Consider the following 25301-nt stretch of genomic DNA (forward strand, 5'->3'; position numbering starts at 1 on the left):
TCCATGCTCTCAGGCTTCGATGGTCTCCGCTTCAGCCACTGGCACCCCGAGATCCGCGACGACGGCGTGGTGGTTCTCTCCCTGGATCGTCAGGACAGCAGCGTCAACGCGATGTCGCAGGACGTGCTGCTGGAACTGGGCGACCTGCTTGAGCGCATCGCGCTGGACCCGCCCAAGGGAGTGGTGATCCAGTCGCTGAAGAAGGCCGGCTTCATCGCTGGCGCGGATCTGAAGGAGTTCCAGGAATTCGACCGTCGCGGCACCGTCAACGACGCGATCCGTCGTGGCCAGGCCACCTACCAGAAGCTGGCCGAGCTGCCCTGCCCCACCGTGGCGGCCATCCACGGCCACTGTCTGGGCGGCGGCACCGAGCTTGCCCTGGCCTGCCGCTATCGCGTGGCCTCCAATGACAGCAGCACCCGCATCGGCCTGCCGGAAACCCAGCTGGGCATCTTCCCGGGCTGGGGTGGCAGCGCCCGCCTGCCGCAGCTGGTCGGCGCACCGGCGGCGATGGACATGATGCTGACCGGCCGCACTCTGTCGGCCTCGGCCGCGCGTGGCATCGGCCTGGTCGACAAGGTGGTGGCACCGGCAGTGGTGCTCGACACTGCCGTCGCACTGGCGCTGTCCGGCACCACCCGCCCGTTCAAGCAGCGCGCGACGGCCTGGGCCACCAACAGCTGGCTGGCACGCACGCTGCTGGCACCGCAGATGGTCAAGCAGCTCGCCCGCAAGGCAAGGAAGGACCAGTACCCGGCGCCGTACGCGCTGATCAGCACCTGGCAGCGCAGCGGCGGCAAGCCGATCCAGGCACGCCTCGACGCCGAACGGCGGGCCGTGGTGAAGCTGGCCAGTACACCGACCGCGCGCAACCTGATCCGCATCTTCTTCCTGACCGAGCGCCTGAAGGGCCTCGGTGGTGGTGAGTCCGGCATCCGCCACGTGCACGTGGTCGGCGCCGGCGTGATGGGTGGCGACATCGCCGCGTGGGCCGCCTACAAGGGCTTCGAAGTGACCCTGCAGGACCGTGAGCAGCGCTTCATCGACCCGGCCATGGAACGCGCGCAGGCGCTGTTCGCCAAGAAGGTGCGCGACGAGAGCAAGCGCCCTGCCGTGGCCGCGCGCCTGCGTGCCGACCTGGAAGGCAACGGCGTGGCCGAGGCCGACCTGGTGATCGAGGCGATCATCGAGAACCCGGAAGCCAAGCGTGCGCTGTACCAGACGCTCGAACCGAAGATGAAGCTGGATGCGCTGCTGACCACCAACACCTCATCGATTCCGCTGGTGGAGCTGCGCGACCATATCCAGCGACCGGCACAGTTCGCCGGCCTGCACTACTTCAATCCGGTCGCGCAGATGCCGTTGGTGGAGATCATCCATCACGACGGCATGGCGCCGGAGACCGAGCGCCGCCTGGCCGCGTTCTGCAAGGCGCTGGGCAAGTTCCCGGTGCCGGTGGCCGGCAGCCCGGGCTTCCTGGTCAACCGCGTGCTGTTCCCGTACATGCTGGAAGCCGCCACTGCCTACGCCGAAGGCATCCCAGGCCCGGTGATCGACAAGGCCGCCGTGAAGTTCGGCATGCCGATGGGCCCGATCGAACTGATCGACACCGTCGGTCTGGACGTGGCCGCCGGTGTCGGCCGCGAACTGGCGCCGTTCCTGGGCCTGCAGATTCCGGCCGCGCTGCAGACGGTGGAACCGGACAAGCGTGGCAAGAAGGATGGCCAGGGCATCTACACCTGGGAGAACGGCAAGCCGAAGAAGCCGGACGTGGCCAGCGACTACCAGGCCCCGGCCGATCTGGAGGACCGCCTGATCCTGCCGCTGTTGAACGAAGCGGTGGCGTGCCTGCACGAAGGCGTGGTGGCGGATGCGGACCTGCTGGATGCCGGCGTGATCTTCGGCACCGGTTTTGCACCGTTCCGCGGCGGTCCCATCCAGCACATCCGCGCGGTGGGTGCCGATGCGATCGTCGAGCGGCTGAAGGCGCTGCAGCAGCGCCACGGCGACCGTTTCGCACCGCGCCCGGGCTGGGACAACCCCGCCCTGCGCGAACCGGTGGTGTGAGTTGATCGGCCGGGCCTGCGGCCCGGCACCCGCAGAGGCAACCGCCGAAGCAAAAGCCAGAGCCAGAGCCGGAGCCGGAGCAACAGCCGGCTCTGGCTTTTCTGTTTGTTGGGCGGGGCGGTGTGGGCAGGCAGGACACGCCGTAAACCCGTCCATGGGGGCTCGATGGCGCCATCCATGGCGCCAACGGTCCTGCCTGCCCACACCGCCCCACCCCTGACAGTTTCCCGGTGACGGTCGGTTAATCTCGATTCCGGTGTGGATCACTACGAACTGGTGGGTGGCTACCTTGGTCGACACGAGGAGCGAAGCGACCGGCGTTTGATTTTGATTTTCTTTTTTCTTCTCCGTGGCTGGACGCACACGGAAACTGTCAGAGGTCGGGCGGGTGGGTTGCGCAGGACCGTTGGCGCCATGGATGGCGCCATCGAGCCCCCATGGATGGGTTTACGGCGTGTCCTGCGCAACCCACCCGCCCGGCCAAGCGCGGCTTTTGATCTTGCTTCCGCCTTCAGCGACCACCCCCACAGCCACGAGGGGCTGCGCCGTTGGCTGGAACAACCTGTTACCCATACGGGGCATGTCCCCGTCACAGCTGCATGCGATGCTGATCGCCTGATCCCTGCCAGCGAGAACGCCCGCATGACCACCATCATCGCCCCGCGCGTGCACGACATCGGCGGCCTCGAAGTCCGTCGCGCCGTACCCACCCTGCAGGCGCGCAGCATCGGTTCGTTCGTGTTCGTCGACCAGATGGGCCCGGCACTCATGCACCCCGGCACCGCCATCGACGTGCGCCCGCATCCGCATATCGGCCTGGCCACGGTCACCTACCTGTGGTCGGGCGCAATCGGCCACCGCGACACGCTGGGTTCGGATCAGGTGATCCGTCCCGGTGACGTCAACTGGATGACCGCCGGCCGCGGCATCGCCCATTCCGAGCGCACGCCACAGCCGGACCGCGACCATGACAACCCCATCCACGGCATGCAGACCTGGGTCGCGCTGCCGAAGTCGCACGAGGAAATCGAGCCGGCGTTCTACCACCACGCCGCTGCCACCCTGCCCGAGCAGCGCCGCAATGGTGCCTGGCTGCGGGTGATCGCCGGCCGCGCCTATGGCGAGGAATCGCCGGTGAAGGTGTTCGCCGACACGCTCAATGTGGCGATCGATCTCGACCCGGAGGCGGAGATCGATATCGACGACGGCCACCGCGAGCGCGCGTTGTACATCCTCGAAGGTGAGGCGCAGCTCGATGGCGTGGACATCCCCGCACAGCACCTGGTCATCCCCGAAGCCGGCGCACGTGGCCGCCTGCGTGCGAAGACGCCGGTGAAGGCGATGCTGTTCGGTGGCGAGCCGCTGGATGGCCCGCGCCACCTGTGGTGGAACTTCGTGTCCAGCTCGAAGGAGCGCATCGAGCAGGCCAAGCACGACTGGGAAGCCGGTCGCTTCGGCACCATTCCGGGCGACGACAAGGAGTTCATTCCCCTGCCCCAGTACTGAACATCGCGTGTTGCACACATCCCAAGGTGTATCCCTGCACCTGGCGTTGACGCTACAGTCACCCGCTGATCATTGAAATGTGACATAAATCACACTTTCGACGTCAAAGGAGTGCAACACATGAGCATGGGTAAACGCTTGTCCGCCGAGTTCCTCGGCACGTTCTGGCTGGTTCTGGGTGGCTGTGGCAGTGCGGTGCTGGCCGCCAAGTTCGGTGGCGACGGCAATCCGCTGGGTATCGGTTTCCTCGGCGTGGCGCTCGCCTTCGGCCTGACCGTGGTGACCGGCGCCTATGCGTTCGGCCATATCTCCGGCGCGCACTTCAATCCGGCGGTCAGCGTCGGGCTCTGGGCCGGTGGTCGTTTCCCGACCAGGGACCTGGTGCCGTACATCATCGCCCAGGTCGCCGGCGGCCTGCTGGCCGGCTTCATCCTGCTGCAGATCGCCTCCGGCGCCAGCGGCTTCGCCATCGATGGCAGCCAGGCCGGTGCGTTCGCCAGCAATGGCTATGGCGCGCTGTCGCCCGGTGGCTACAGCGTGGCGGCCGCCTTCCTGTGCGAAGTGGTGCTGACCGCGGTGTTCCTGATCGTGATCATGGGTTCCACCCACGGCAAGGCACCGGCCGGTTTCGCCCCGCTGGCGATCGGCCTGTCACTGACCCTGATCCACCTGATCAGCATTCCGGTCACCAACACCTCGGTGAACCCGGCCCGCTCCACCGCCGTGGCCTTCTTCGCCGGCAGTGGCGCGGTCAGCCAGCTGTGGCTGTTCTGGGTCGCCCCGCTGCTGGGCGGCGCGATCGGCGGCATCATCTACAAGTGGATCGGCAGCGACCGCTGATCCACGCGGCACCCATTGCGGCCGACCCTCGGCCGCAATGGTTACTTCTGTAACCGCGAATTGTGCGATCGCTCACGTTCCGTTAAGGTTGAGTTGACCGTCCGTGCACATGCCGGATGGGGCGGCATCCGGGGATGGGATGCCATGGCCGCCGGCCCTGCTGGCGGAGCCAAACAACTCATCACCTTGGGGGATGCATGAAGTTCGCGCCTGTCATGTTGTCGAGCCTGCTGTTCGCTGCGGCCCAGGCCGCCGCACAGGCACCGTCCGAATGTCCTTCGCTGCCAGCCAGCAGTGGCCTGCAGTGGCAGCAGCAGGTGCAGGCCGATTTCCTGGTCTGCCGCGCCAGCACCACGGATGGCCGCGAAGTGCTGAGCCTCATGCTCAGCGCGCGTGATCCCGCCATTCCGCTGAGCCGCTCGCTGCGCCAGGAAAAAGGCAGTTTCGGCGGTGAATCACTGTACTGGTACCAGCCCGACCTGGGCGGCCAGCAACCGCCGGGGTATGCCGAACGGCGCATCAGCGTGGTCAAGATCGACAAAGGGCGTTACGCGCAGATTTCGCTGTATCCGGACAGCGCGCAGGAGCTGGGCTCACTGCAACAACTGGCGCAGGGCATGAGCCTGACCCCGTCGGCCGTGGCCGCCGGGCGCTGACGGTGATGGGGATGACTGCCTGGCAGCGTCCCCGCAACGCGACCCGCCGATCCGACGGTAGTGCCGGCCGCTGGCCGGCACACCGATCCGCCTTCGTCCGAGGCTGCTGCCGGCCAGCGGCCGGCACTACCTCAGAACTTGCCTTCCTGGAAATCAACGAAGGCCTGCATCAGTTCCTGCCGCGTGTTCATCACGAACGGGCCGTGGCGCATCACCGGCTCACGCAGCGGACGGCCTGCTACAAGGATCAGCCGCGCGCCTTCGCCGCCGGCCGAAACATGCAGCTGTTCGCCGCCGCCCAGCACCGCCAGTTCCTGGCGCGCGACATCGCGCGCAGCATCCTGCTCACCCACCGTCAGCGCACCTTCGAAGACATAGGCGAAGGCGTTGTGGCCTTCCGGCAGCGTGTAGGTCCAGGCCCGGTCGGGCGCCAGCGTGATGTCCAGATAGAGCGGCTCGGTGGCCGGCTGGACGATCGGGCCGCGGGTGCCGTCGACCGTGCCGGCGATCACCTTCACTTCCACCCCGGCGTCCGGCTTCACCACCGGAATGCGCTCGGGCGCGAACTCCTGGTACTTCGGCTCGGTCATCTTCTCCTTCGCCGGCAGGTTCACCCACAGCTGGAAGCCGCGCATCTGCCCGCTTTCCTGCTCGGGCATCTCCGAATGCACCAGGCCGCGGCCGGCGGTCATCCACTGCACGCTGCCCGGGGTCAGCAGGCCTTCGTTGCCGTGGTTGTCGCGATGCCGCATGCGCCCGTCAAGCATGTAGGTGACGGTCTCGAAACCGCGGTGCGGATGCTCCGGGAAGCCTGCGATGTAGTCTTCGGCGCGGTCGGTACCGAACTCATCAAGCAGCAGGAACGGATCCAGGTCGGGCAGCGTGGGGCCGCCGATGACGCGGGTCAGGCGCACGCCGGCACCGTCGGAGGTGGGCATGCCACGGATGGTCCGCAGCACGCGGACCGGTTCGGGAAAGCTCATGGCGACTCCTGTTGGATGGATGCCAGTGAAGATGGACGCCACATGGCCGTACGCCAATGGATGGCACCGCAACCGATTGTTCCATCCCTGATGTTCGCTGCACGTCAGCGCAACCGCCGTACGACCAAAGTACTACCGCAGATTCGTCCTGTGCCAATTGACCCTGTCGTGGGCAAGCAGGACTCTTTGACTGTCTTTCCGGGAGAGAGCACCTCATGAAAGGGTTTTCCAAACTGGGCTGGGCGGCACTCGCCCTGCTCGGCGCATTCTGTCTGGGCACCGTGGCGCTGCGCCGCGGTGAACACATCAACGCACTGTGGATCGTGGTGGCAGCGGTTTCGCTGTACCTGGTCGCCTACCGCTTCTACAGCCTGTTCATCGCCAACAAGGTGATGCAGCTGGATCCGACCCGGGCCACCCCGGCGGTGATCAACAACGATGGCCTGGACTACGTGCCGACCAACAAGCACGTGCTGTTCGGCCACCACTTCGCCGCCATTGCCGGTGCCGGTCCGCTGGTCGGCCCGGTCCTGGCCGCGCAGATGGGCTACCTGCCCGGCCTGCTGTGGCTGGTGGTGGGTGTGGTACTGGCAGGTGCAGTACAGGACTTCATGGTGCTGTTCCTGTCCAGCCGCCGCAACGGCCGCTCGCTGGGTGACCTCGTCCGCGAGGAGATGGGCCAGGTGCCCGGCACCATCGCCCTGTTCGGTGCGTTCCTGATCATGATCATCATCCTGGCGGTGCTGGCGATGGTGGTGGTCAAGGCACTGGCCGAAAGCCCGTGGGGCATGTTCACGGTGATCGCGACGATGCCCATCGCGATCCTGATGGGCGTGTACATGCGCTACATCCGCCCCGGCAAGATCGGCGAGATCTCGGTGGTCGGCCTGATCCTGCTGCTGGCTGCGATCTGGTACGGCGGCAAGGTCGCCGCCGACCCGGTGTGGGGCCCGGCGTTCACCTTCACCGGCACCCAGATCACCTGGATGTTGATCGGCTACGGCTTCGTCGCCTCGGTGCTGCCGGTGTGGCTGCTGCTGGCTCCGCGCGACTACCTGTCGACCTTCCTCAAGATCGGCACCATCATCGCGCTGGCCATCGGCATCCTGGTGGTGATGCCGGAGCTGAAGATGCCGGCACTGACCCAGTTCGCCGCCAGCGGTGATGGCCCGGTGTGGAAGGGCGGCATGTTCCCGTTCCTGTTCATCACCATCGCCTGCGGTGCGGTCTCCGGTTTCCATGCACTGATCTCCTCCGGCACCACGCCGAAGCTGCTGGCCAATGAAGCGCACATGCGCTACATCGGCTACGGCGGCATGCTGATGGAATCGTTCGTGGCGGTGATGGCGCTGGTGGCGGCCTCGATCATCGATCCGGGCATCTACTTCGCGATGAACAGCCCGGCGGCGGTGATCGGTGCCGATGCGGCTTCCGCGGCGCACTACATCACCAACACCTGGGGCTTCACCATCACACCCGAGCAGCTGACCGCGACCGCGGCCGCCATCGGTGAACCGACCATCCTGCACCGCGCCGGTGGTGCACCGACGCTGGCGGTGGGCATCGCGCAGATCCTGCACGAAGCGATTCCCAGTGGCAGCGACGCGATGATGGCGTTCTGGTACCACTTCGCGATCCTGTTCGAAGCATTGTTCATCCTGACCGCGGTGGACGCCGGTACCCGTGCTGGGCGCTTCATGCTGCAGGACCTGCTGGGCAACTTCGTCCCGGCCCTGAAGAAGACCGAATCGTGGACCGCCAACATCATCGGTACCGCCGGCTGCGTGGCGCTGTGGGGCTACCTGCTCTACACCGGCGTGGTCGATCCATTCGGCGGCATCCAGACGCTGTGGCCGCTGTTCGGCATCTCCAACCAGATGCTGGCTGGCATCGCGCTGATGCTGGGCACGGTGGTGCTGTTCAAGATGAAGCGTGACCGCTATGCGTGGGTCACCGCGGTACCGGCGGTGTGGCTGCTGATCTGCACCACCTATGCCGGCTTCATCAAGATCTTCGACAGCAACCCGGCACAGGGTTTCCTGGCGCAGGCACACAAGTTCCAGGCTGCGCTCGCCAGCGATACGATCACCGCACCCGCCAAGTCGGTGGCGCAGATGAAGCAGATCGTGGTCAACGCCTACGTCAACACCGGCCTGACCGCGCTGTTCCTGCTGGTGGTGGGCGCGGTGCTGGTGTATTCGATCAAGACCATCCTGGCGGCACGCCGCAACCCGCAGCGTACCGACCGCGAGACCCCGTACGTGGCGCTGAAGCCACATGAAATGGTGGATCTGTGATGAGTACGCAACTGGTTCCCGCCGGCCAGTACCAGGCCCACCGCCGCATCTGGCGGCGCCTGGTGCAGACCGCACGACTGTGCTGTGGCATTCCTGATTACGACAACTACGTCCGGCACATGCTGGAAAAGCACCCGGACCAGGAGCCGATGGACTACAAGACGTTCTTCCGCGAGCGCCAGGAAGCGCGTTACGGCGGGCGCAACGGCGGCCGCTGCTGTTGAGGGTCGGGTTCAACAGCTCTCGAGTGACGTTGAGTAGATCCACGCCACGCGTGGATGAAACCTGGCAGATATCGAGTTGAATCCGGGGTCGGATCCGTTTCCTGCGGGAAACGGATCCGACCCCTTCCTTGTTCATGGAGACCCATGAAATGCATCCACGCATGGCGTGGATCTACGGAAGCATGACGCCAGGGCGGTCCGAACTCAGCCGATGGCCATCCACTTCAGGATCAAACCGGTGACGTAGGCCAGGCCGGTGCCGGTGGCATAGCCCACCGTGCCCAGCAGCACGCCCACCGGGGCCAGCGTCGGATGGAAGGCTGCGGCCACCACGGGGGCCGAGGCGGCCGCACCGATGTTGCCCTGCGAACCGATCGCGAAGAAGAACAGCGGCGCGCGCAGCAGCTTGGCCACCACCCACAGCACCAGCACATGCGTGGCCATCCAGATCGCGCCCAGCAGGAACAGCCACGGCCGATCCAGCAGCGACAGCAGGTTCATCTGCATACCGATGCAGGCGATCAGGAAGTACAGGAACACCGTGCCCAGCCGCGAAGCACCAGCCGCTTCCAGCCGGCGTGCACGGGTGAAGCTCAGGCCCAGGCCCATCGCCGTGGACAGCAGGATCACCCAGACGAACTGACTGTCGAGGCTGAACTGGCTGGCCCAGCTGACATTGGCCTTGAACCAGCCCGACAGCGGCGCGGCGATGGCGTGGGCCAGGCCGACGCCACCCAAGGCCACGCCAACGATCACCATCAGGTCGGTCATGCTGGGAATGCGCGCGTTCTGTGCCTCGTAGGCGCTGATGCGTGCCTTCATCTCATCGATGGCACGGGTGTCGGCACCGTTGCGGGTGTCGATCTGCTGCGCGCGGTTGGCCAGGAACAGCAGGATCGCCATCCACAGGCTGGCGCAGGCCACGTCGACCACCGCGAACTGGCCGAAGGTGGTGGCATCGGTGCCGAACACTTCGCGCATGGCGACCATGTTGGCGCCGCCGCCGATCCAGCTGCCGGCCAGCGCGGCCATGCCGGCCCAGGTATCACCGGCCACCGTCTCTGGATGGATCAGCTTCATCAGCTGGAACGACACGATGGCGCCGAGCATGATGCCAACGGTACCGGCACAGAACACGACCAGCAGCTTCGGGCCGAGCTTGATGACGCCCTTCAGGTCGATCGAAAGCGTCAGCAGGACCAGCGCGGCCGGCAGCAGCACGTCGCGCGCGACCGGGTTGTACAGCGAGGTGTTGTGGCCATCGATGACACCGGCGGTATTGTAGATGGCGGGGATGAAGTAGCACAGCAGCAGCGCCGGCACCCAGGCGAAGATCTTCTTCAACAACGGGGTCGGACCACTGGCAGCCCAGAAGATCAGGGCCAGGGTGGCGGCAATCAGGCCCAGTCCAACGATGTCGTTGCTGATCAGGGCAGTAGCGGGTTCGGTCGGCATGGGATCCTCTGTCGATCGAAAGAGCGGAGAAAAAAAAGCGCCGCTTAAAGCGGCGCAGATCGAGATTAACATTGTCTTCACGCCGGGTCATGCCGCAGCGCGAAGCAGGTTGGGACGCCGGTCAGGCCGGGCGCGAAGCGCCGAAGTCCAGGGTGACGCGTGTCCCGCGAGGCTCGCAGGGCTGCAGCTGCAGGGTCCAGCCGAGGTGCTCGCACAGCCGCGCGATCAGGTCCAGGCCGATGCCACCACCACGATCGGCGCGCTCGCCGCGGGCCATGCGCGCGTGGATGGCCGCGATCTCCTCCGGGCTCATGCCATGCCCAGGATCCTGCAGGGTCAGCACCGCCGACGAATCCAGCTGCAGCTCGATATGGCCGCGGCCGCTGTTCTCGATGGCATTGCGCAGCAGGTTGCCGATTGCTGCCTGCACCACCGCCATCGGCGCAACGATATCCACCGGCGCCGCCTGGATGCCGATGCTCAGGTCCTTGTCACCGAGCAGGTGGCGATGGTCGTCGACGATCTCCGGCAGCAGCTGGTCCAGGGCGATGCGCTCGGCACGCGCAGCCAGGCGCGCCGGATCACGCGCCAACACCAACAGCAGCTCGATCAGCTGCTCCACGCTCTGCGCCGTGCGCAACACCCGCTGCATCTGCTGGCGGGCACGCTCGGGCAGGCCCGGTTGCTCCAGCGCGAGCTCAGCGGCACCGGTCATCACCGCGATCGGCGTGCGCAGTTCGTGGCTGGCGGTGCTGATGAAGACCCGCTCGCGCTCGACGAACTGCTCGTTGCGGTCCAGGTAGTCGTTCAACGCACCGGCGATGGTATGCAGCTCTGAGCTGCCGCGCGGATCGACCTCGATACGCTGGCCCTGCACGCCCGGCCGCAGCCCGGCAATGTGCTGTGCCAGCAGGCTCAACGGACGCACCATCCGCTCCATGCCGAACGAGGCCATCAGCACGGTGACGAAGATCATGATCACCCCGGCCAGCATCACCCAACGTGTGGCGAACTGTTCCAGATCATGGAAATCGGAGATGTCCAGCGCCAGCGCCACCCGCCCCATCGAGCCGGTGTCACGCACCATCACCGCAGTCTGCCGATCCTTGATCGGCACGCCATCGTGCAGCCCGGGATGCAGCGTGCGCACGCTCTCGGGCATGTTGCCCTCGTCGAAGCGGAACAGGCTGAGCGTGTCCGAATCCTGCCAGCGGTAATGCGGCTCGTGCTCGGTGTGGTCGACAATGCTGTCCAGTTCGGAATTGAGCAGCGCGCGCCAGGCGGCGTGCTCGGCATGTTCGTGCACGTAGTTGCCGACGCTGAACACGGCAATCGACAGCAGAGCCAGGTAGCCCAGCAACCACCACACCACGCGCCGGTACAGCGGGCCCGGCTTACGCGCCTTCATCGTCTTCCCGGGTTGCGTCGCTGGCCGTGGTCACCGCCAGGCGATAACCGACCCGCGGCAGGGTGTGGATCAGCTTGTCGGCGAACGGACCATCAACGCTGCGGCGCAGCTCGTAGACATGCGAGCGCAGCAGGTCGCCATCCGGTGGCTCGTCGCCCCACAGGGCGAATTCCAGCTGCTGGCGGGTCACCGCCCCAGGGCTCGCGCGCATCAGCACTTCCAGCAGCTTGCGGCAGGCCGGGTACAGATGCAGCACCTGGCTGCCGCGCTGCGCCTCCAGGGTTGCCAGGTCCAGCACCAGGTCGCCCACCTGCAGGCGCTTGCGCGGATTGCGGCCCTGCGCACGCAGCAGCAGCGCCTCCAGCCGCACCTCCAGCTCGGGCAGGGCGAACGGCTTGGTCAGGTAGTCGTCGGCGCCGGCGCGGAAGCCGGCGATCTTGTCCGGCAGCTCGTCGCGCGCGGTCAGCATGATCACCGGCACCTCCGACGCGTGCTCGGCGCGCAGGCGACGCAGCACCTCCGGCCCCTCCATGCGCGGCAGCATCCAGTCCAGGATCACCGCATCGTAAGGGTGGCTGCCGGCCAGGTGCAGGCCGGTGATGCCATCCGGGGCCACGTCGAGCACGTGCCCGCGCGACTCGAAATAGTCGAACAGGTTGGCCACCAGCTGGCGGTTGTCCTCGATCACCAACAGACGCATGCACGAAAGATCCACGGAAGTTCGTACCATGGTAGCGCCGACCATGTCGGAATGCGGTCGCCGTGCGCCCGCTCCGACGCCTTTCCTACCCCAGCCACGTCAGAGTGGCCGTTTTGCTCCCGGAGCCTGCCGTGCCCGTAGCCCTGCCCCGTCATTGGCGCCTGCCCCTGTTGTGGCTGCTGATCATCGCTGCGTTGGCGGCCGGTATCGGCCTGCGCCAGCCGCAACCGCCGGACGAGCCGCGCTTCGTGCTGGCGGCCCGCACCATGGTCGAAAGCGGGGAATGGCTGCTGCCGCACCGGGGCGTGGAGCTGTACGCGGAGAAGCCGCCGGTCTTCATGTGGCTGCAGGCGGCCGCCTACGAGATCGTCGGCAGCTGGCAGTGGTCGTTCCTGCTGCCGTCGCTGCTGGGCGCCCTGCTCAGCCTGTGGCTGGTCTCGGACCTGGCACGCCGGCTGTGGTCACCGCGGCATTCCCTGTACGCCCTGGCGGCGCTGTTCTGCACCCTGCAGTTCGGCCTGATGGCCAAGCGCGCGCAGATCGACATGGTGCTGGTCGGCATGACCACGGTAGCCCTGTGGGGATTGATGCGCCACCTGTGCGAGCGCCGCAACCTGCCCGCGCTGTGGCTGGCCGGTTTCGCCGCTGGCCTCGGCACGGTGACCAAGGGCGTGGGTTTCCTGCCGCTGCTGATGGTGCTGCCGTGGTTCGGCTGGTGGCTGTACCAGCGCCGCCGCGGGCGCAGCGTGGACGGTCCGCACCCGGCAACGCTGCTGTGGCTGATCCCGGCCTTCCTGGTGGGCGTGGCGGTGTGGCTAGCCCCGCTGGGCTGGGCATTGCTGCATGAGCCCAGCGCGTCCCTGCAGTCCTATGCCCACGAACTGCTGTTCAAGCAGACCGGCACCCGCTATGCCAACGCCTGGCACCACCGCCAGCCGGCCTGGTACTACCTGCAGGTGATCCTGACCTTGTGGCTGCCGGGAAGCCTGTTGCTGCCGATGCTGTTCAAACCCTGGTGGCGCCGCATCCGCCGTGGCGACCGACGGCAGTGGCTGTTGCTGGGCTGGGCGCTGCTGGTGCTGGTGTTCTTCAGCGCCAGCCCCGGCAAGCGCGAGGTCTATGTGCTGCCGATGCTGCCGGCGATGGCGCTGGCGGTGGCCCCGCTGTTGCCGGGCCTGTTGCGCCGGCTGTGCGTTCGGCGCTACCTGTTCGGCTACAGCGTGGTGCTGATGCTGGCCACCGGCGTGCTCGGCGTGATGCTGATGACCGAGCATTCGTGGGCCGTGGCGCAGCTGGAACGGCGGGCGATGCCCGATTCGCTGCTGCCGGTGCTGGGGGATGGCTTGCTGACCTTTGCCATTGCCCTGGCCACGTTGATCGTGTGGCTGCGGGTGCGCCGTGCCGCAACGCTGGTGCTGCTGACCCACGGCATGCTGTGGATGCTCTACGGCCTGGTGCTGATCCCGGCACTGGATCCGTACGCGTCGGCGTCGGCGGTGATGCGCCGGGTGGGCGCGCGGATCGGCCCGGACGCCGAGCTGGCACTGGTCGCCTGGCGCGAACAGAACCTGCTGCAGGCAGATCGGCCGGTGCGCGAGTTCGGTTTCAAGCGCCCGTGGGCCGAGCAGTGGCATGACGCCGGCCCGTGGCTGGCCGAGGCACCGGGCAAGCGCTGGCTGCTGGTGCTGGACGATGCGATGAGCCCCTGCGTGGACCCGGCCAAGGTGATCGACATCGGCATTGCCAACAGGAATCGTTGGCAACTGCTTCCTGGTACGGCCTGGGACCCGGAGTGCCACGCCGAGCGGACAGGATCGACCGCCGAAGAAGACTGAACGTTGACATGTCCCGGGCAAACATTAACCCGGCACGAACGAGCGTCCGACCCTTCTCCGACATCCAGGTGACGAGCATGACTGCGGATTCCCGAACCGCCCCTTCCCAGCATGCCTGTTCGTCCCATTGATGCGGTAGCGCCGCTTGCGACATCACCACTGGCGTCAAGATTTGCCGTAACCCACCTTTGGCTGCCTGTCGCAATCGGTCTACCCGTGTTTACGCTGCTGATGGGCTTCGGCGGCGACCAATGGGTGGCCGATCACCTGTTCCGCCTTGAAGGTGGCCACTGGGCATTGCAGGACGCCTGGATCACCCGCACGGTGGTGCACAAGGTGGGCAAATGGCTGAGCACGGCAGCGGCGCTGGTGGCGATCCTGCTGTGCTTCCACCACTGGCGCAAGGGACGCGATCGCACCCTGCGATGGGCGTTGCTCTATGTCGTGATTGCCATGGCACTGGGCACCGGCGTGATCTCCCTGCTGAAGGCGCTGGTGCCGATGGAATGCCCGTGGGATCTGCTGCGCTACGGCGGCCATGAGCCCTTCATCGGGCTGTTCACGCTGCGCCCCGACGGTATGGCCCCTCGGGCCTGCTTCCCGGCCGGCCACGCCAGTGCGGGCTATGCCTGGCTGTGCCTGTACTATTTCGCCCTGCTGTGGCGCCCGTCGTGGCGCTGGGCCGGGTTGTGGATCGGCCTTGGCACCGGCCTGGTGTTCGGCATCAGCCAGCAGCTCCGGGGCGCGCATTTCCTTTCGCATGACGTTGCCACTGCATTGATATGTTGGCTGCTTTCGCTCGGCCTGTATGTCCTGATCCGCCGTCAGCTGGACCGTCCCAACCGCCAGGAGGCAAACGCATGAGTGCATCGGTCCAACGCCCCGCCCGCCTTCCCGCGTTGGCGAGTCTTCGCCGCTGGCGGCCGCAGCTGTCCACCGAAGCACTGATCGCACTGACCAGCCTGTTCTTCGCGGTGGCCGGCAACGGCCTGTTCTGGCACAGCGCGATGGCCAGCCATCCGGGCAGCCTCCGCTACGCGCTGTCGCTGCTGCTGTTGCTGCTGGGTGCGCACGGCGTGCTGCTGGGCATCCTGGTCTGGCGCTGGAACGCCAAGGTGGTGATCAGCCTGCTGCTGCTGGTAACCGCATTCGCCGCGCACTACATGAGCCGCTACCACATCTACCTGGATGCGGACATGCTGCGTAACGTGCTGGCGACCGACCCCAAGGAAAGCCGCGAGCTGATGACCGTGTCACTGCTGTGGCCGGTACTGCTGCTGGCGGTGCTGCCGATGATCGTGCTGTGGCGTGTGCAGCTGCGTCGGCGCAGCTGGGGCCGCAGCCTGTTGTGGCGGCTGGGCTTCCTGGTAGTGGCGGCGGTGACTGCCGTCGGCGGCGCGTTGATCTCGTTCCAGGATGTCTCGGCACTGATGCGCAACCAGCGCGAAGTGCGCTACCTGGCGACACCGGCCAACGTGCTGCTGGGCATGCCGCGTGCACTGCGCGGTGACAACCCGGTGCAGCGCGCGCCGAAGCTGCCGATCGGCACCGATGCCAAGGCCACCCCGCGCGCGCCGGCCAGCAAGCCCCGCCTGCTGGTGATCGTCATGGGCGAGACCGTGCGCGCGCAGAACTGGGGGCTCAACGGTGGCCGCAACACCACCCCGGAACTGGCGCAGGCCAGCGTGATCAATTTCCCGGACATGCACTCGTGCGGCACCAGCACCGAGGTTTCGCTGCCGTGCCTGTTCTCGCCATGGGGTCGCCACGACTACGACGAAAAGAAGATCCGCGCGCACCAGTCGCTGCTGCACGTCCTGAACCGCGCCGGCATCGCGCCGTTGTGGCGTGACAACCAGTCCGGCTGCAAGGGCGTGTGCGAAGGCCTGGACTTCCAATCGCTGTCCGATGCCACCACACCAGGTCTGTGTGCCGATGGCCGCTGCATGGATGAGATCCTGCTGCAGGACCTGGCCACCCAGGTACGTGCCAGGCCCGGTGACCGGGTGGTGGTGCTGCACCAGCTGGGCAACCACGGCCCGGCCTACTTCGAGCGCTATCCGCCCGCGTTCCGCCGCTTCACCCCGACCTGCGATACCCGTGACATCGGCCGTTGCTCGCGCGAAGAGATCACCAACAGTTACGACAACGCCGTGCTGTACACCGATCACTTCCTGACCAAGACCATCGGCACGCTGCAGGGCATGCAGGACTACGACACGGCGATGATCTACCTGTCCGACCACGGCGAGTCGCTGGGCGAGAAGGGCCTGTTCCTGCATGGCGTGCCCTACGCCATCGCCCCGGCCGAGCAGACCCGGGTACCGATGACGATGTGGTTCTCGCCGGGCTTCGCCAGCAGCCGCGGGCTGGACCTGCAGTGCGTGCGCAAGCGTTCGGCGGCCTACACCGACCATGACAACCTGTTCCCGTCGGTGCTGGGCCTGATGCAGGTGAAGACCTCGCTGTACGAGCGCGACCGCGACGTGTTCGCCAGCTGCGAAGGCTGAGGGTTGTTCGGCAGGGCTTGCAGCCCTGCACCTGCAAAGGCAACTGCAACCGCAACGGCAACGGCCGAAGCAACAGCAACAGCGTGCATTCCGAGGGATGGCGGGGTGGGTCCGGTTGCGGGGGACGCCGTAAATACATCCATGTAGGCTCGGTCGCCGCATCCATGCGGCTCACGCCCCCGCAACCGGACCCACCCCGCCTTCGACAGTTTTCCGCGATCGGTTGGAACGACCTTGGGGTCAGATCCGTTTTCCTCCGGAAAACGGATCTGACCCCATTTTGATTGTCGATACCTGACAGATGTGTCGACCAAGGTCGACACCTACCGACAGCACACGGAATCTGTCAGAGGTGGGGCGGTGTCGGAGTGCGGGGTGTCAGCCGCATGGATGCGGCTGCCAAGCCTACAGGGACGTACTTGCGGCGTCCCCGCAGTCCGACACCGCCCCGCCAAACCACGGGTAGTCCGCTGTTGCTGTTGCTTCGGCCTTTGCCGTTGCTTGAAGGCCTCTGCGGGTGCCGGGCGCCGCCCGGCCGACTTCCGCCACTTGCGGTGGCAGCCACTGCCCACTAGCCTTCGGCCGTCGTTCACCACCCAAGGACCGCCCGTGAAACACCGTCATCTCCTGCTGGCCTCGGCAATCGCCGCCGCCACGCTGGCCCTGGCCGCCTGCAAGAAGGAAGCTGCCCCAGGCACCGATACCGCCAGCAGCAGCGCCCCGGCCGGCGAAACCGCCGACCAGTTCGTGGCCCGCATCAATGCCGAATTCAAGGCCGCCTACCCGGAGATGACCTCGGCGCAGTGGCTGTCCTCCACCTACATCAACAGTGATTCGGAACGCATCGCGGCCAAGGCCAACGAGCGCTCGCTGACCCAGCTCAACAGCTGGATCGAACAGGCGGCCACGTTCGACGGCAAGCCGATGAGCGAGGACAGCAAGCGCGCGATCCACCTGCTGAAGCTGATGTCGTCGATGCCGGCACCGCGCGATCCGGCCAAGCTGGCCGAGCTGACCCAGATCGCCACGCGCATGGAAGGCAGCTACGGCGCCGGCAAGTACTGCACCGATGCCAACGATCCGAACTCCTGCCGCCAGTTGGGCGAGCTGGAGCAGGTGCTGGCACGCAGCCGCGACTACGACAAGCAGCTCGATGCCTGGCAGGGCTGGCACAGCACCACCAAGAGCATGCGCGGCGACTACCAGAAGTTCGTCGGCCTGGTGAACGAAGGCGCCAAGGGCATGGGTTTCACCGATGCCGGCCAGATGTGGCGCAGCGGCTATGACATGCCGCCGGAACAGATCGGTCCGGAAACCGACCGCCTGTGGGAACAGGTCAAGCCGATGTACGAGCAGCTGCACTGCTACGCACGCGGGAAGCTGGACAAGACCTACGGCAAGGACAAGGCCGAAGTGGGCAATGGCCTGATCGCCGCGCATCTGCTCGGCAACATGTGGCAGCAGGACTGGTCGAACCTGTGGGACCAGCTGGAACCGTACCCGGGTGCCGGCAGCCTGGACATCACCGCGGCGCTGGAAAAGCAGTACCAGACCAACCTGAGCGCAGCGCTGGCCAAGGCCGGCAAGGACGCCAACGTGGCCGCGCAGTACAAGGCGCAGCGCGAGGCCGAACTGCGTACCGCCAAGCAGATGACCGAACGGGCGCAGGACTTCTACGTGTCGCTGGGCATGCCGTCGCTGCCGCAGTCGTACTGGGAACGCACCCAGTTCATCAAGCCCGACGACCGCGACGTGGTCTGCCACGCCAGCGCCTGGGACATGAACATGGAAGGCGACGTGCGCACCAAGATGTGCATCAAGCCGAACGAAGAGAACTTCACCACCATCTACCACGAGCTGGGCCACATCTATTACGACCTGGCCTACAACCCGCTGCCGCCGCTGTTCCAGGGCGGTGCCAACGATGGCTTCCATGAAGCGATCGGCGACACCATCGTGCTGGCGATGACGCCCAAGTACCTCAGCTCGATCGGCCTGGTCGACGCGCCGACCGAGAGCCGCGAAGCGGTCATCAACAACCAGATGCGCATGGCGCTGTCGGGCGTGTCGTTCCTGCCGTTCGGGCTGATGATCGATCGCTGGCGCTGGGGCGTGTTCGATGGCTCGATCACCGCCGACAACTACAACAAGGCATGGTGGGACCTGAAGGCCAAGTACCAGGGCGTGGCGCCGGCCAGCACCCGTGGCGAAGAATTCTTCGACCCGGGCGCGAAGTACCACGTGCCGGGCAACACCCCGTACACGCGTTACTTCCTGGCGCGCATCCTGCAGTTCCAGTTCTACAAGGGCCTGTGCGACGCGGCCGGCTACAAGGGTCCGCTGCATGAGTGCACCTTCTACGGCAACAAGGAAGCCGGCCAGAAGTACTGGGCGATGCTGAGCAAGGGTGCCAGCCAGCCGTGGCAGGCCACGCTGAAGGAGCTGACCGGCACCGACAAGCTCGATGCCGGCCCGATGATCGAGTACTTCACCCCGGTCAACGAGTGGCTGAAGCAGCAGAACGAAGGCCAGATGTGTGGCTGGCAGGCCAACGCGGCACCGGCGGCGAAATGAAAAAAGGGGCGGATCCGCGAGGATCCGCCCCTTTCTGGTAGTGCCGGCCGCTGGCCGGCAACCACGCGATGAAGACCCAACGGGCAGCCGGCCAGCGGCCGGCTCTACCGAAGTGCCTGTCAGCTGTTCTTCTTCGCCGCCATCGCTGCAGCCAGCTCGGCCTTGAATTCCTCGAAGGTCTGGCCCTTCTCCTTCGCTTCGGCCTGCGCCGCATCACGCAGCGCGTCGGAGTACATCAGGCGCACCGGCGTGCCGTTGCGCTCGTGCAGCTCACCGGCCTGCATGATCAGCGCCAGCACCTGCGCAGCGCTCTCGCTGTGGCCCGCGATGCGGCCATCCATGCCCAGCACCCATTCGCCATCACGGCGCACGACACCGGCCAGCAGGGTGCGCTGCGCGTCGCGCAGTTCGGCATGCGGCTCCACCGGCGAGGCCTGGGCAGCGGCCTTGTTGGCGGCCTGCTTTTCCTGGCGACGGCGCTGGTCGCGGCGGGTCTTGGAGCTGGTGGACATGGTGCGGTACCGCTGCGAGGGGGGCGCAAGGATAGCGCACCCCGCCCGCAGCGCTGCTTCACGTCGCCTCAGTCCAGCACTTTGCCGTGGCGCCAGTACCCCATGAAGGTGATCGCGCGGCGGTCCAGCCCGCAGTCACGGACCAGATGGCGACGGATCGCCATCACGGCCCCGGCCTCACCTGCGACCCAGGCGTACAGCGGCCCCGCCACGCGGCTATCGGCCTGCTCCCAGAGGATCTGCGTATCGACGTCGATCTCCTCCAACGCATCGCCGGCAGCCACGCCCGAGGCCGCAGCCAACCTTGCCTGGACTGCCTGCAGCAGGGGCTGCCCGTACGCCGCCTGCCCGCGCGGCAACCAGACCAGCTCGGCCGTGGCCGGCGCCTTCAGGGGAACCGCATCACCGGCCTGCGCCACTTCCAGCAGGGCCAGCGTGCGCGGCGGATCCACCATGGCCGCCAGTTCCTCGAGAATCCCGGCCACTGCCGGCAACGCGGTCTCGTCAGCCACCAGCAGCACCTGGCCAACGCCCGTCGGCGGCTTCCATTCCCAGCCCTCGCTGCTGTCGGCGCAGTCGGCATCCGGGGCCAGCAGCACCACGCGGTCGCCCGGCCGGGCATGCATGGCCCAGCGCGAGGCGGGACCGGTCACGCCGTGGATGACGAAATCGACATCGACCTCGCCCTGCTCCGCACGCAGCTGGCGGATGGTGTAGGTGCGCATCGGCGGGCGCTGATCGTCCGGCAGGGCCCGGTAGCGTGGATACCAGTCGTCGCCCCTGGGGACCTGCGGCACCTCCTGGCCGGGCAAGGGGAAGAACACCTTGATGCGCTGGTCCGGCCCTTCGGTCTTCATCCGCGCCACGTCGGCACCGGTGAACACCATGCGGTCCAGGGAAGGGGAAAGAACGCGGCGCTCCTTCAGCGCCACCTCGAACAGGCGGTAGGTCTGCTGCGCAGCCATGGGGGAACCTCATGCAACGACATTGGATCGGCTGGCTGTCGTGCACCTGTGCACCGGCTGGCTGGAGTGCCCAGCCTAGTCCGGTGGTTTCCCGTCGCAAGCGCTGCGGGCGTCGCGGCCTGCCCTACCCCTGCACGCTGCTCAGTGACCCGTGCAGGCCGCCTGCGCCGTGCGTTCACGCTGGTGTTCCCAGTACCAGAACACGAAGCCGGCGCCGAAGAACGCGGCCTGGCCCAGCGCCAGGTGCAACGGGCTGGCGCTGAGCAGCGGCGACACCACGCCGGCCACCACGGTGCTGATCATCAGCTGCACGAACGCCTGCAGCGACGAGGCCAGGCCACGCTGGTGCGGGTACATGTCCAGCACCGCGAGCGCCAGGATCGGGAAGATCAATGCCATGCCCATGCCGCCCAGGAAGATCGGCAGCACCGCCCACGGCAGCACGAACTGCGGCGCCAGCGCCACGTAGCCAACGTTCAGCAGCACCGACAGCGCGCACAGGCCGAAACCGATGGCGACCTGGCGGGTGGGCGTGGTGTGCCCGGCCATGCGCCCGGACAGGAACGAGCCGGTGGTCATGCCGCCGATGGTGGGGATGAACAGCCAGGCGAAGCCGCCCTCGCCCAGGTGCAGGTGCTGCATCACGAACACCGGCGCCGAGGAGATGTACAGGAAGATGCCGCCGAAACCGATGCTGCCGGCCAGCGCCAGGCGCAGGAAACGCGGATTGAAACCGATGCGCACGTAGTCACGCATCAGCACGCGCGGCGACAGCGGCACCCGTGCCTCGACCGGATGGGTTTCCGGCAGGTAGCGCGCGGTCGCTGCCAGCAGGACCAGTGCGAACACCACCAGGAACCAGAAGATCAGCGGCCAGCCCGCGCCACTGAGCAGGATCCAGCCACCGATGATCGGTGCAATGGCCGGGGCGATGCCGAACAGCATCGACACCTGGCTCATCAGCCGCTGCGCGTCGTGGCCGTGGTACAGGTCGCGGATCACCGCGCGGCCGACGATCATGCCGACGCCCGCGGACAGGCCCTGCAGCGCGCGGAACGCCAGCAGCGTGGTCAGGTCGGTGGAAAGCGCACAGCCGACCGAGGCGCCGACGAACACCACCAGGCCGCCGAGGATCACCCGCTTGCGGCCCCAGGCATCGGACAGCGGGCCGTGTGCCAGGCTCATCAGGCCGTAGAACAGCAGGTACACGCTGATGGTCTGCTGCACCGCCACCTCGTCCACCGCCAGGCGCTGGGCCAGCTGCGGGAACGCCGGGAAGATGGTGTCGATCGAGAACGGACCGAACATGGCCAGGCCGGCGAGCAGCAGTGCCATGCGGCGGGTGGAAGGAGCAACAGCGGCGGTCATGGAGAAGGCGTCCGGCAGGGCCATGCGCGGCACGCACGGCGGGCGCCGGTCCCCTGCAGCAGGGACGGCGCCAGATGAATTCGGGTATTCGCCCATCATAGGTGGGGATTGCGCCTGACGCCATGCAGCAGTGCACAAAACGCACGGACGGGCCATCGGCCATTCAGGCGCCGCGGCCGGGCCCGGAGGCGGCTGGCGCGCCCGCAACGGGCTATAATCGGCGGGCAACACGGTGGGAGAAGCGGAACACCGCTGCCGAAGGCGCAACGCCCGTAATCGCTCAGGCCCGATACCACCCGTAACACAACTCTGGAGAGACCGGTTCGATCCGGCGCCGAAGGGGCACGAAGCCGCGGTTTTCCGCGCTTCCAAACTCTCAGGCAAAAGGACAGAGGGGCGCCCCGCAGACCGCCGACCGGCGGCTTGTGCCCGTGCGTGTGCCCTTTCCTGACGGATCCTTCGCCATGTCCCAGAACACCCCTTCCCTGCGTGAGCTCGAGCACCACAATGCGTTCGTCGAGCGCCACATCGGCCCCAACGATGCCGAGATCGCGCAGATGCTCGACGTCGTCGGCCACGCATCGCTGGATGCGATGACCGATGCCATCGTACCGGCCAAGATCAAGTCGCCGGCGCCGCTGGCACTGCCGGAATCGATGACCGAAGTGCAGGCACTGGCGAAGATCCGTGCGATCGCCGACAAGAACACCGTGCTGCGCAGCTTCATCGGCCAGGGCTACTACGGTACCCACACGCCGAACGTGATCCTGCGCAACATCCTGGAAAACCCGGCCTGGTACACCGCCTACACCCCGTACCAGGCGGAAATCTCGCAGGGCCGCATGGAAGCGCTGATCAACTTCCAGACCCTGTGCGCCGACCTCACCGGCATGGAAATCGCCAACGCCTCGCTGCTGGACGAAGCCACCGCCGCCGCTGAAGCGATGACCCTGGCCAAGCGTTCGGCCAAGTCGAAGTCGGACACCTTCTTCGTGCACGACGCCGTGCACCCGCAGACCCTGGAGCTGCTGCGCACCCGCGCCGAGCCCATGGGCATCGTGCTGCGCGTCGGCACCCCGGCCGAGGCACTGGAAGCGGAAGCCTTCGGCCTGCTGCTGCAGTACCCGGACACCTTCGGCCAGGTCGGCGACTACAAGGCGCTGGTCGATGCCGTGCACGCACGCGGCGGCCTGGTGGCCGTGGCCAGCGACCTGCTGGCGCTGACCCTGCTGGCCGCCCCGGGCGAATGGGGCGCGGACATCGTGGTCGGCAACAGCCAGCGTTTCGGCGTGCCATTCGGCTTCGGCGGCCCGCACGCCGCGTTCATGGCCTGCCGTGACGCCTACAAGCGCTCGATGCCAGGCCGCCTGATCGGCGTCTCGGTCGATGCGCAGGGCAACCCGGCCTACCGCCTGACCCTGCAGACCCGCGAGCAGCACATCCGCCGCGAGAAGGCCACCTCCAACATCTGTACCGCACAGGTGCTGCTGGCGGTGATGGCCTCGATGTATGCCGTCTACCACGGCCCGGAAGGCCTGACCCGCATCGCCCGTCGCACCCACCGCCTGGCCTCGATCCTGGCCGCGGCACTGCGCACGGCCGGCGTGCAGGTCGGTGGCGACTTCTTCGACACCCTGCATGTCACCGGCGTGCACGCCGATGAGATCCACGCCAAGGCCCGCGCCGCCGGTTACAACCTGCGCGCGATCGACAGCGACTCGGTCGGCATCAGCCTGGACGAGACCGCTACCCGCGCCGACGTGGTCGCGCTGGCCGCCGTGTTCGGTGCGCAGGCCGACGTCGACGCGCTGGATGCCAGCACCGCCGATGCGCTGCCGGCCGGCCTGCTGCGCCAGTCCGCGTTCCTGACCCACCCGGTGTTCAACACCCACCACAGCGAGCACGAACTGCTGCGCTACCTGCGCTCGCTGGCCGACAAGGACCTGGCGATGGACCGCACGATGATCCCGCTGGGCTCGTGCACCATGAAGCTCAACGCCACCGCCGAGATGATCCCGGTGACCTGGCCGGAGTTCTCGCAGATCCACCCGCTGGTGCCGGCCGACCAGGCGCTGGGCTACAAGGAACTGATCGACACGCTGGAAGCGATGCTGGTGGAATGCACCGGCTACGACGCGGTCAGCCTGCAGCCGAACTCCGGCGCACAGGGCGAGTACGCCGGCCTGCTGGCGATCCGCGCCTACCACCGCTCGCGCGGCGAAGACCACCGCGACATCTGCCTGATCCCGGACTCGGCGCACGGCACCAACCCGGCCTCGGCACAGATGTGCGGCATGAAGGTGGTGGTGACCAAGACCGATGCCAACGGCAACGTCGATGTCGAGGACATCCGCCTCAACGCCGAGAAGTACAGCGACCGCCTGGCCGCGATCATGATGACCTACCCGTCCACGCACGGCGTGTTCGAGGAAGAGGTGGTGGAGATCTGCGAGATCATCCACAAGCACGGCGGCCAGGTGTACACCGACGGTGCCAACATGAACGCCCTGGTCGGCGTGGCCAAGCCGGGCAAGTGGGGTTCGGATGTTTCGCACCTGAACCTGCACAAGACCTTCTGCATCCCGCACGGCGGTGGCGGCCCGGGCGTCGGCCCGTGCGCGGTCAAGGAGCACCTGGCCCCGTTCCTGCCGGGCAAGCTGGGTGACAACGGCCCGGTCGGCATGGTCAGCGCGGCCAGCTTCGGCAGCGCTTCGATCCTGCCGATCAGCTGGATGTACATCGCGATGATGGGCCGCGACGGTCTGCGCAAGGCCACCCAGGTCGCGCAGCTCAACGCCAACTACATCGCCAAGCGCCTGGCCCCGCACTTCAAGACCCTGTACACGGGCCGCAACGGTCTGGTGGCACACGAGTGCATCCTGGACGTGCGCCCGCTGGAGAAGACCAGCGGCATCGGTGCCGAGGACGTGGCCAAGCGCCTGATCGACTTCGGCTTCCATGCCCCGACGCTGAGCTTCCCGGTGGCCGGCACGCTGATGGTGGAGCCGACCGAGAGCGAATCGCTGCACGAACTGGATCGCTTCATCAACGCGATGATCCAGATCCGCGAAGAGATCACCGCGATCGAAGACGGCCGCCTGGACCGCGAGGACAACCCGCTGAAGAACGCGCCGCACACTGCCACCGCAGTGACCGCCAGCGAGTGGACCCACGCCTACCCGCGCGAACTGGCCGCCTTCCCGCTGGCCAGCCTGAAGCAGAGCAAGTACTGGCCGCCGGTGGCGCGTGTGGACAACGTGTACGGCGACAAGAACGTGATGTGCGCCTGCATCCCGGTCGATGCCTACAAGGATGATGAAGTCGAGGCTTGATTCCTCACTGCATCGGTAAAGAAAACGGCCCGCGCAAGCGGGCCGTTCTCATGAGGGCGTGTGGACCAA

At 66.8% G+C, this 25301-nt stretch carries 18 protein-coding genes and 1 riboswitch; of the genes, 11 read left to right on the top strand and 7 right to left on the bottom strand.

All coding sequences use genetic code 11. From position 1 onward, the window contains the following. The first annotated feature begins 3 nt into the window (after positions 1-3). The 4 genes from DFO63_RS06265 (at position 4) to DFO63_RS06280 (ending at position 5069) form a co-directional block, all read left to right on the top strand. Positions 4-2067, top strand: a complete 2064-nt coding sequence (locus DFO63_RS06265; RefSeq protein WP_119006610.1) for a 3-hydroxyacyl-CoA dehydrogenase NAD-binding domain-containing protein — start codon at positions 4-6, stop codon at positions 2065-2067. Positions 2068-2709: 642 nt separating this feature from the next. Further along, complete coding sequence (locus tag DFO63_RS06270) at positions 2710-3573, top strand: pirin family protein (protein ID WP_049443043.1); 864 nt, start codon at positions 2710-2712, stop codon at positions 3571-3573. Between the two features lie 120 nt (positions 3574-3693). Next, positions 3694-4413, top strand: coding sequence for an aquaporin Z (gene aqpZ / locus DFO63_RS06275; RefSeq protein ID WP_119006611.1), 720 nt, complete (start codon positions 3694-3696; stop codon positions 4411-4413). Between the two features lie 197 nt (positions 4414-4610). Next, positions 4611-5069 (top strand): hypothetical protein, encoded by a 459-nt coding sequence (locus DFO63_RS06280; RefSeq protein WP_119006612.1) that lies wholly within the window; start codon positions 4611-4613, stop codon positions 5067-5069. A 131-nt stretch (positions 5070-5200) separates the two neighbouring features. Here DFO63_RS06280 and DFO63_RS06285 read toward each other — a convergent pair whose 3' ends face one another. After that, on the bottom strand, positions 5201-6052 hold the full coding sequence (locus tag DFO63_RS06285; RefSeq protein WP_119006613.1) for a pirin family protein: 852 nt from the start codon (positions 6050-6052) through the stop codon (positions 5201-5203). Positions 6053-6267: 215 nt separating this feature from the next. Between DFO63_RS06285 and DFO63_RS06295 the strand changes: the two genes are divergently transcribed. Further along, positions 6268-8349: a carbon starvation CstA family protein gene (locus tag DFO63_RS06295; protein ID WP_014038097.1), complete on the top strand. Its 2082-nt coding sequence runs from the start codon at positions 6268-6270 to the stop codon at positions 8347-8349. After that, on the top strand, positions 8349-8573 hold the full coding sequence (locus DFO63_RS06300; RefSeq protein WP_005410613.1) for a CstA-like transporter-associated (seleno)protein: 225 nt from the start codon (positions 8349-8351) through the stop codon (positions 8571-8573). The genes DFO63_RS06295 and DFO63_RS06300 overlap by 1 nt, the downstream gene beginning before the upstream one ends. A 204-nt stretch (positions 8574-8777) precedes the next feature. Here the strand turns inward: DFO63_RS06300 and DFO63_RS06305 are convergent, their stop codons facing one another. From DFO63_RS06305 to DFO63_RS06315, 3 genes are all read right to left on the bottom strand, one after another. Further along, positions 8778-10028 carry a DUF819 family protein gene (locus tag DFO63_RS06305; protein WP_119006614.1) on the bottom strand — a complete coding sequence of 417 codons (1251 nt, stop codon included), beginning with the start codon at positions 10026-10028 and terminating at the stop codon, positions 8778-8780. A gap of 121 nt (positions 10029-10149) precedes the next feature. Further along, positions 10150-11436: a HAMP domain-containing sensor histidine kinase gene (locus DFO63_RS06310; protein WP_049443039.1), complete on the bottom strand. Its 1287-nt coding sequence runs from the start codon at positions 11434-11436 to the stop codon at positions 10150-10152. Further along, entirely contained in the window at positions 11423-12136 is a 714-nt protein-coding gene (locus DFO63_RS06315; RefSeq protein WP_101765913.1) for a response regulator transcription factor, read from the bottom strand. The genes DFO63_RS06310 and DFO63_RS06315 overlap by 14 nt, the downstream gene beginning before the upstream one ends. A 131-nt stretch (positions 12137-12267) precedes the next feature. Here DFO63_RS06315 and DFO63_RS06320 point away from each other — a divergent pair, with 131 nt between their 5' ends. The 4 genes from DFO63_RS06320 (at position 12268) to DFO63_RS06345 (ending at position 19055) form a co-directional block, all read left to right on the top strand. After that, positions 12268-13971, top strand: coding sequence for a glycosyltransferase family 39 protein (locus tag DFO63_RS06320; RefSeq protein WP_049443049.1), 1704 nt, complete (start codon positions 12268-12270; stop codon positions 13969-13971). A 111-nt stretch (positions 13972-14082) separates the two neighbouring features. Continuing rightward, positions 14083-14835: a phosphatase PAP2 family protein gene (locus tag DFO63_RS06325; protein ID WP_101765915.1), complete on the top strand. Its 753-nt coding sequence runs from the start codon at positions 14083-14085 to the stop codon at positions 14833-14835. Further along, a complete protein-coding gene (locus DFO63_RS06330) occupies positions 14832-16481 on the top strand; it encodes a phosphoethanolamine--lipid A transferase (protein ID WP_049443036.1) in 1650 nt (549 codons plus the stop codon). The genes DFO63_RS06325 and DFO63_RS06330 overlap by 4 nt, the downstream gene beginning before the upstream one ends. A gap of 609 nt (positions 16482-17090) precedes the next feature. Beyond that, positions 17091-19055, top strand: coding sequence for a M2 family metallopeptidase (locus DFO63_RS06345; protein ID WP_014038105.1), 1965 nt, complete (start codon positions 17091-17093; stop codon positions 19053-19055). A 119-nt stretch (positions 19056-19174) separates the two neighbouring features. On the opposite strand, the gene DFO63_RS06350 is transcribed toward DFO63_RS06345, so the two are convergent. The 3 genes from DFO63_RS06350 to DFO63_RS06360 all read right to left on the bottom strand — a co-directional run bounded on the left by DFO63_RS06350 (position 19175) and on the right by DFO63_RS06360 (position 21900). Then, entirely contained in the window at positions 19175-19567 is a 393-nt protein-coding gene (locus DFO63_RS06350) for a hypothetical protein (RefSeq protein ID WP_008265644.1), read from the bottom strand. Positions 19568-19635: 68 nt separating this feature from the next. Further along, the gene (locus tag DFO63_RS06355; protein ID WP_119006615.1) at positions 19636-20532 is read right to left on the bottom strand and encodes a siderophore-interacting protein; all 897 of its coding nucleotides are present in this window, start codon (positions 20530-20532) and stop codon (positions 19636-19638) included. Positions 20533-20673: 141 nt separating this feature from the next. Next, complete coding sequence (locus tag DFO63_RS06360; RefSeq protein WP_042359276.1) at positions 20674-21900, bottom strand: multidrug effflux MFS transporter; 1227 nt, start codon at positions 21898-21900, stop codon at positions 20674-20676. 299 nt (positions 21901-22199) lie between these two features. Further along, a riboswitch (glycine riboswitch) is annotated at positions 22200-22302 on the top strand. 62 nt (positions 22303-22364) lie between these two features. Here DFO63_RS06360 and gcvP point away from each other — a divergent pair. After that, positions 22365-25232, top strand: coding sequence for an aminomethyl-transferring glycine dehydrogenase (gene gcvP / locus DFO63_RS06365; protein WP_101765918.1), 2868 nt, complete (start codon positions 22365-22367; stop codon positions 25230-25232). The last annotated feature ends 69 nt before the right edge of the window (positions 25233-25301 follow it).

The organism is Stenotrophomonas sp. AG209, from assembly GCF_003550055.1.
Taxonomy (GTDB): Bacteria; Pseudomonadota; Gammaproteobacteria; order Xanthomonadales; family Xanthomonadaceae; genus Stenotrophomonas.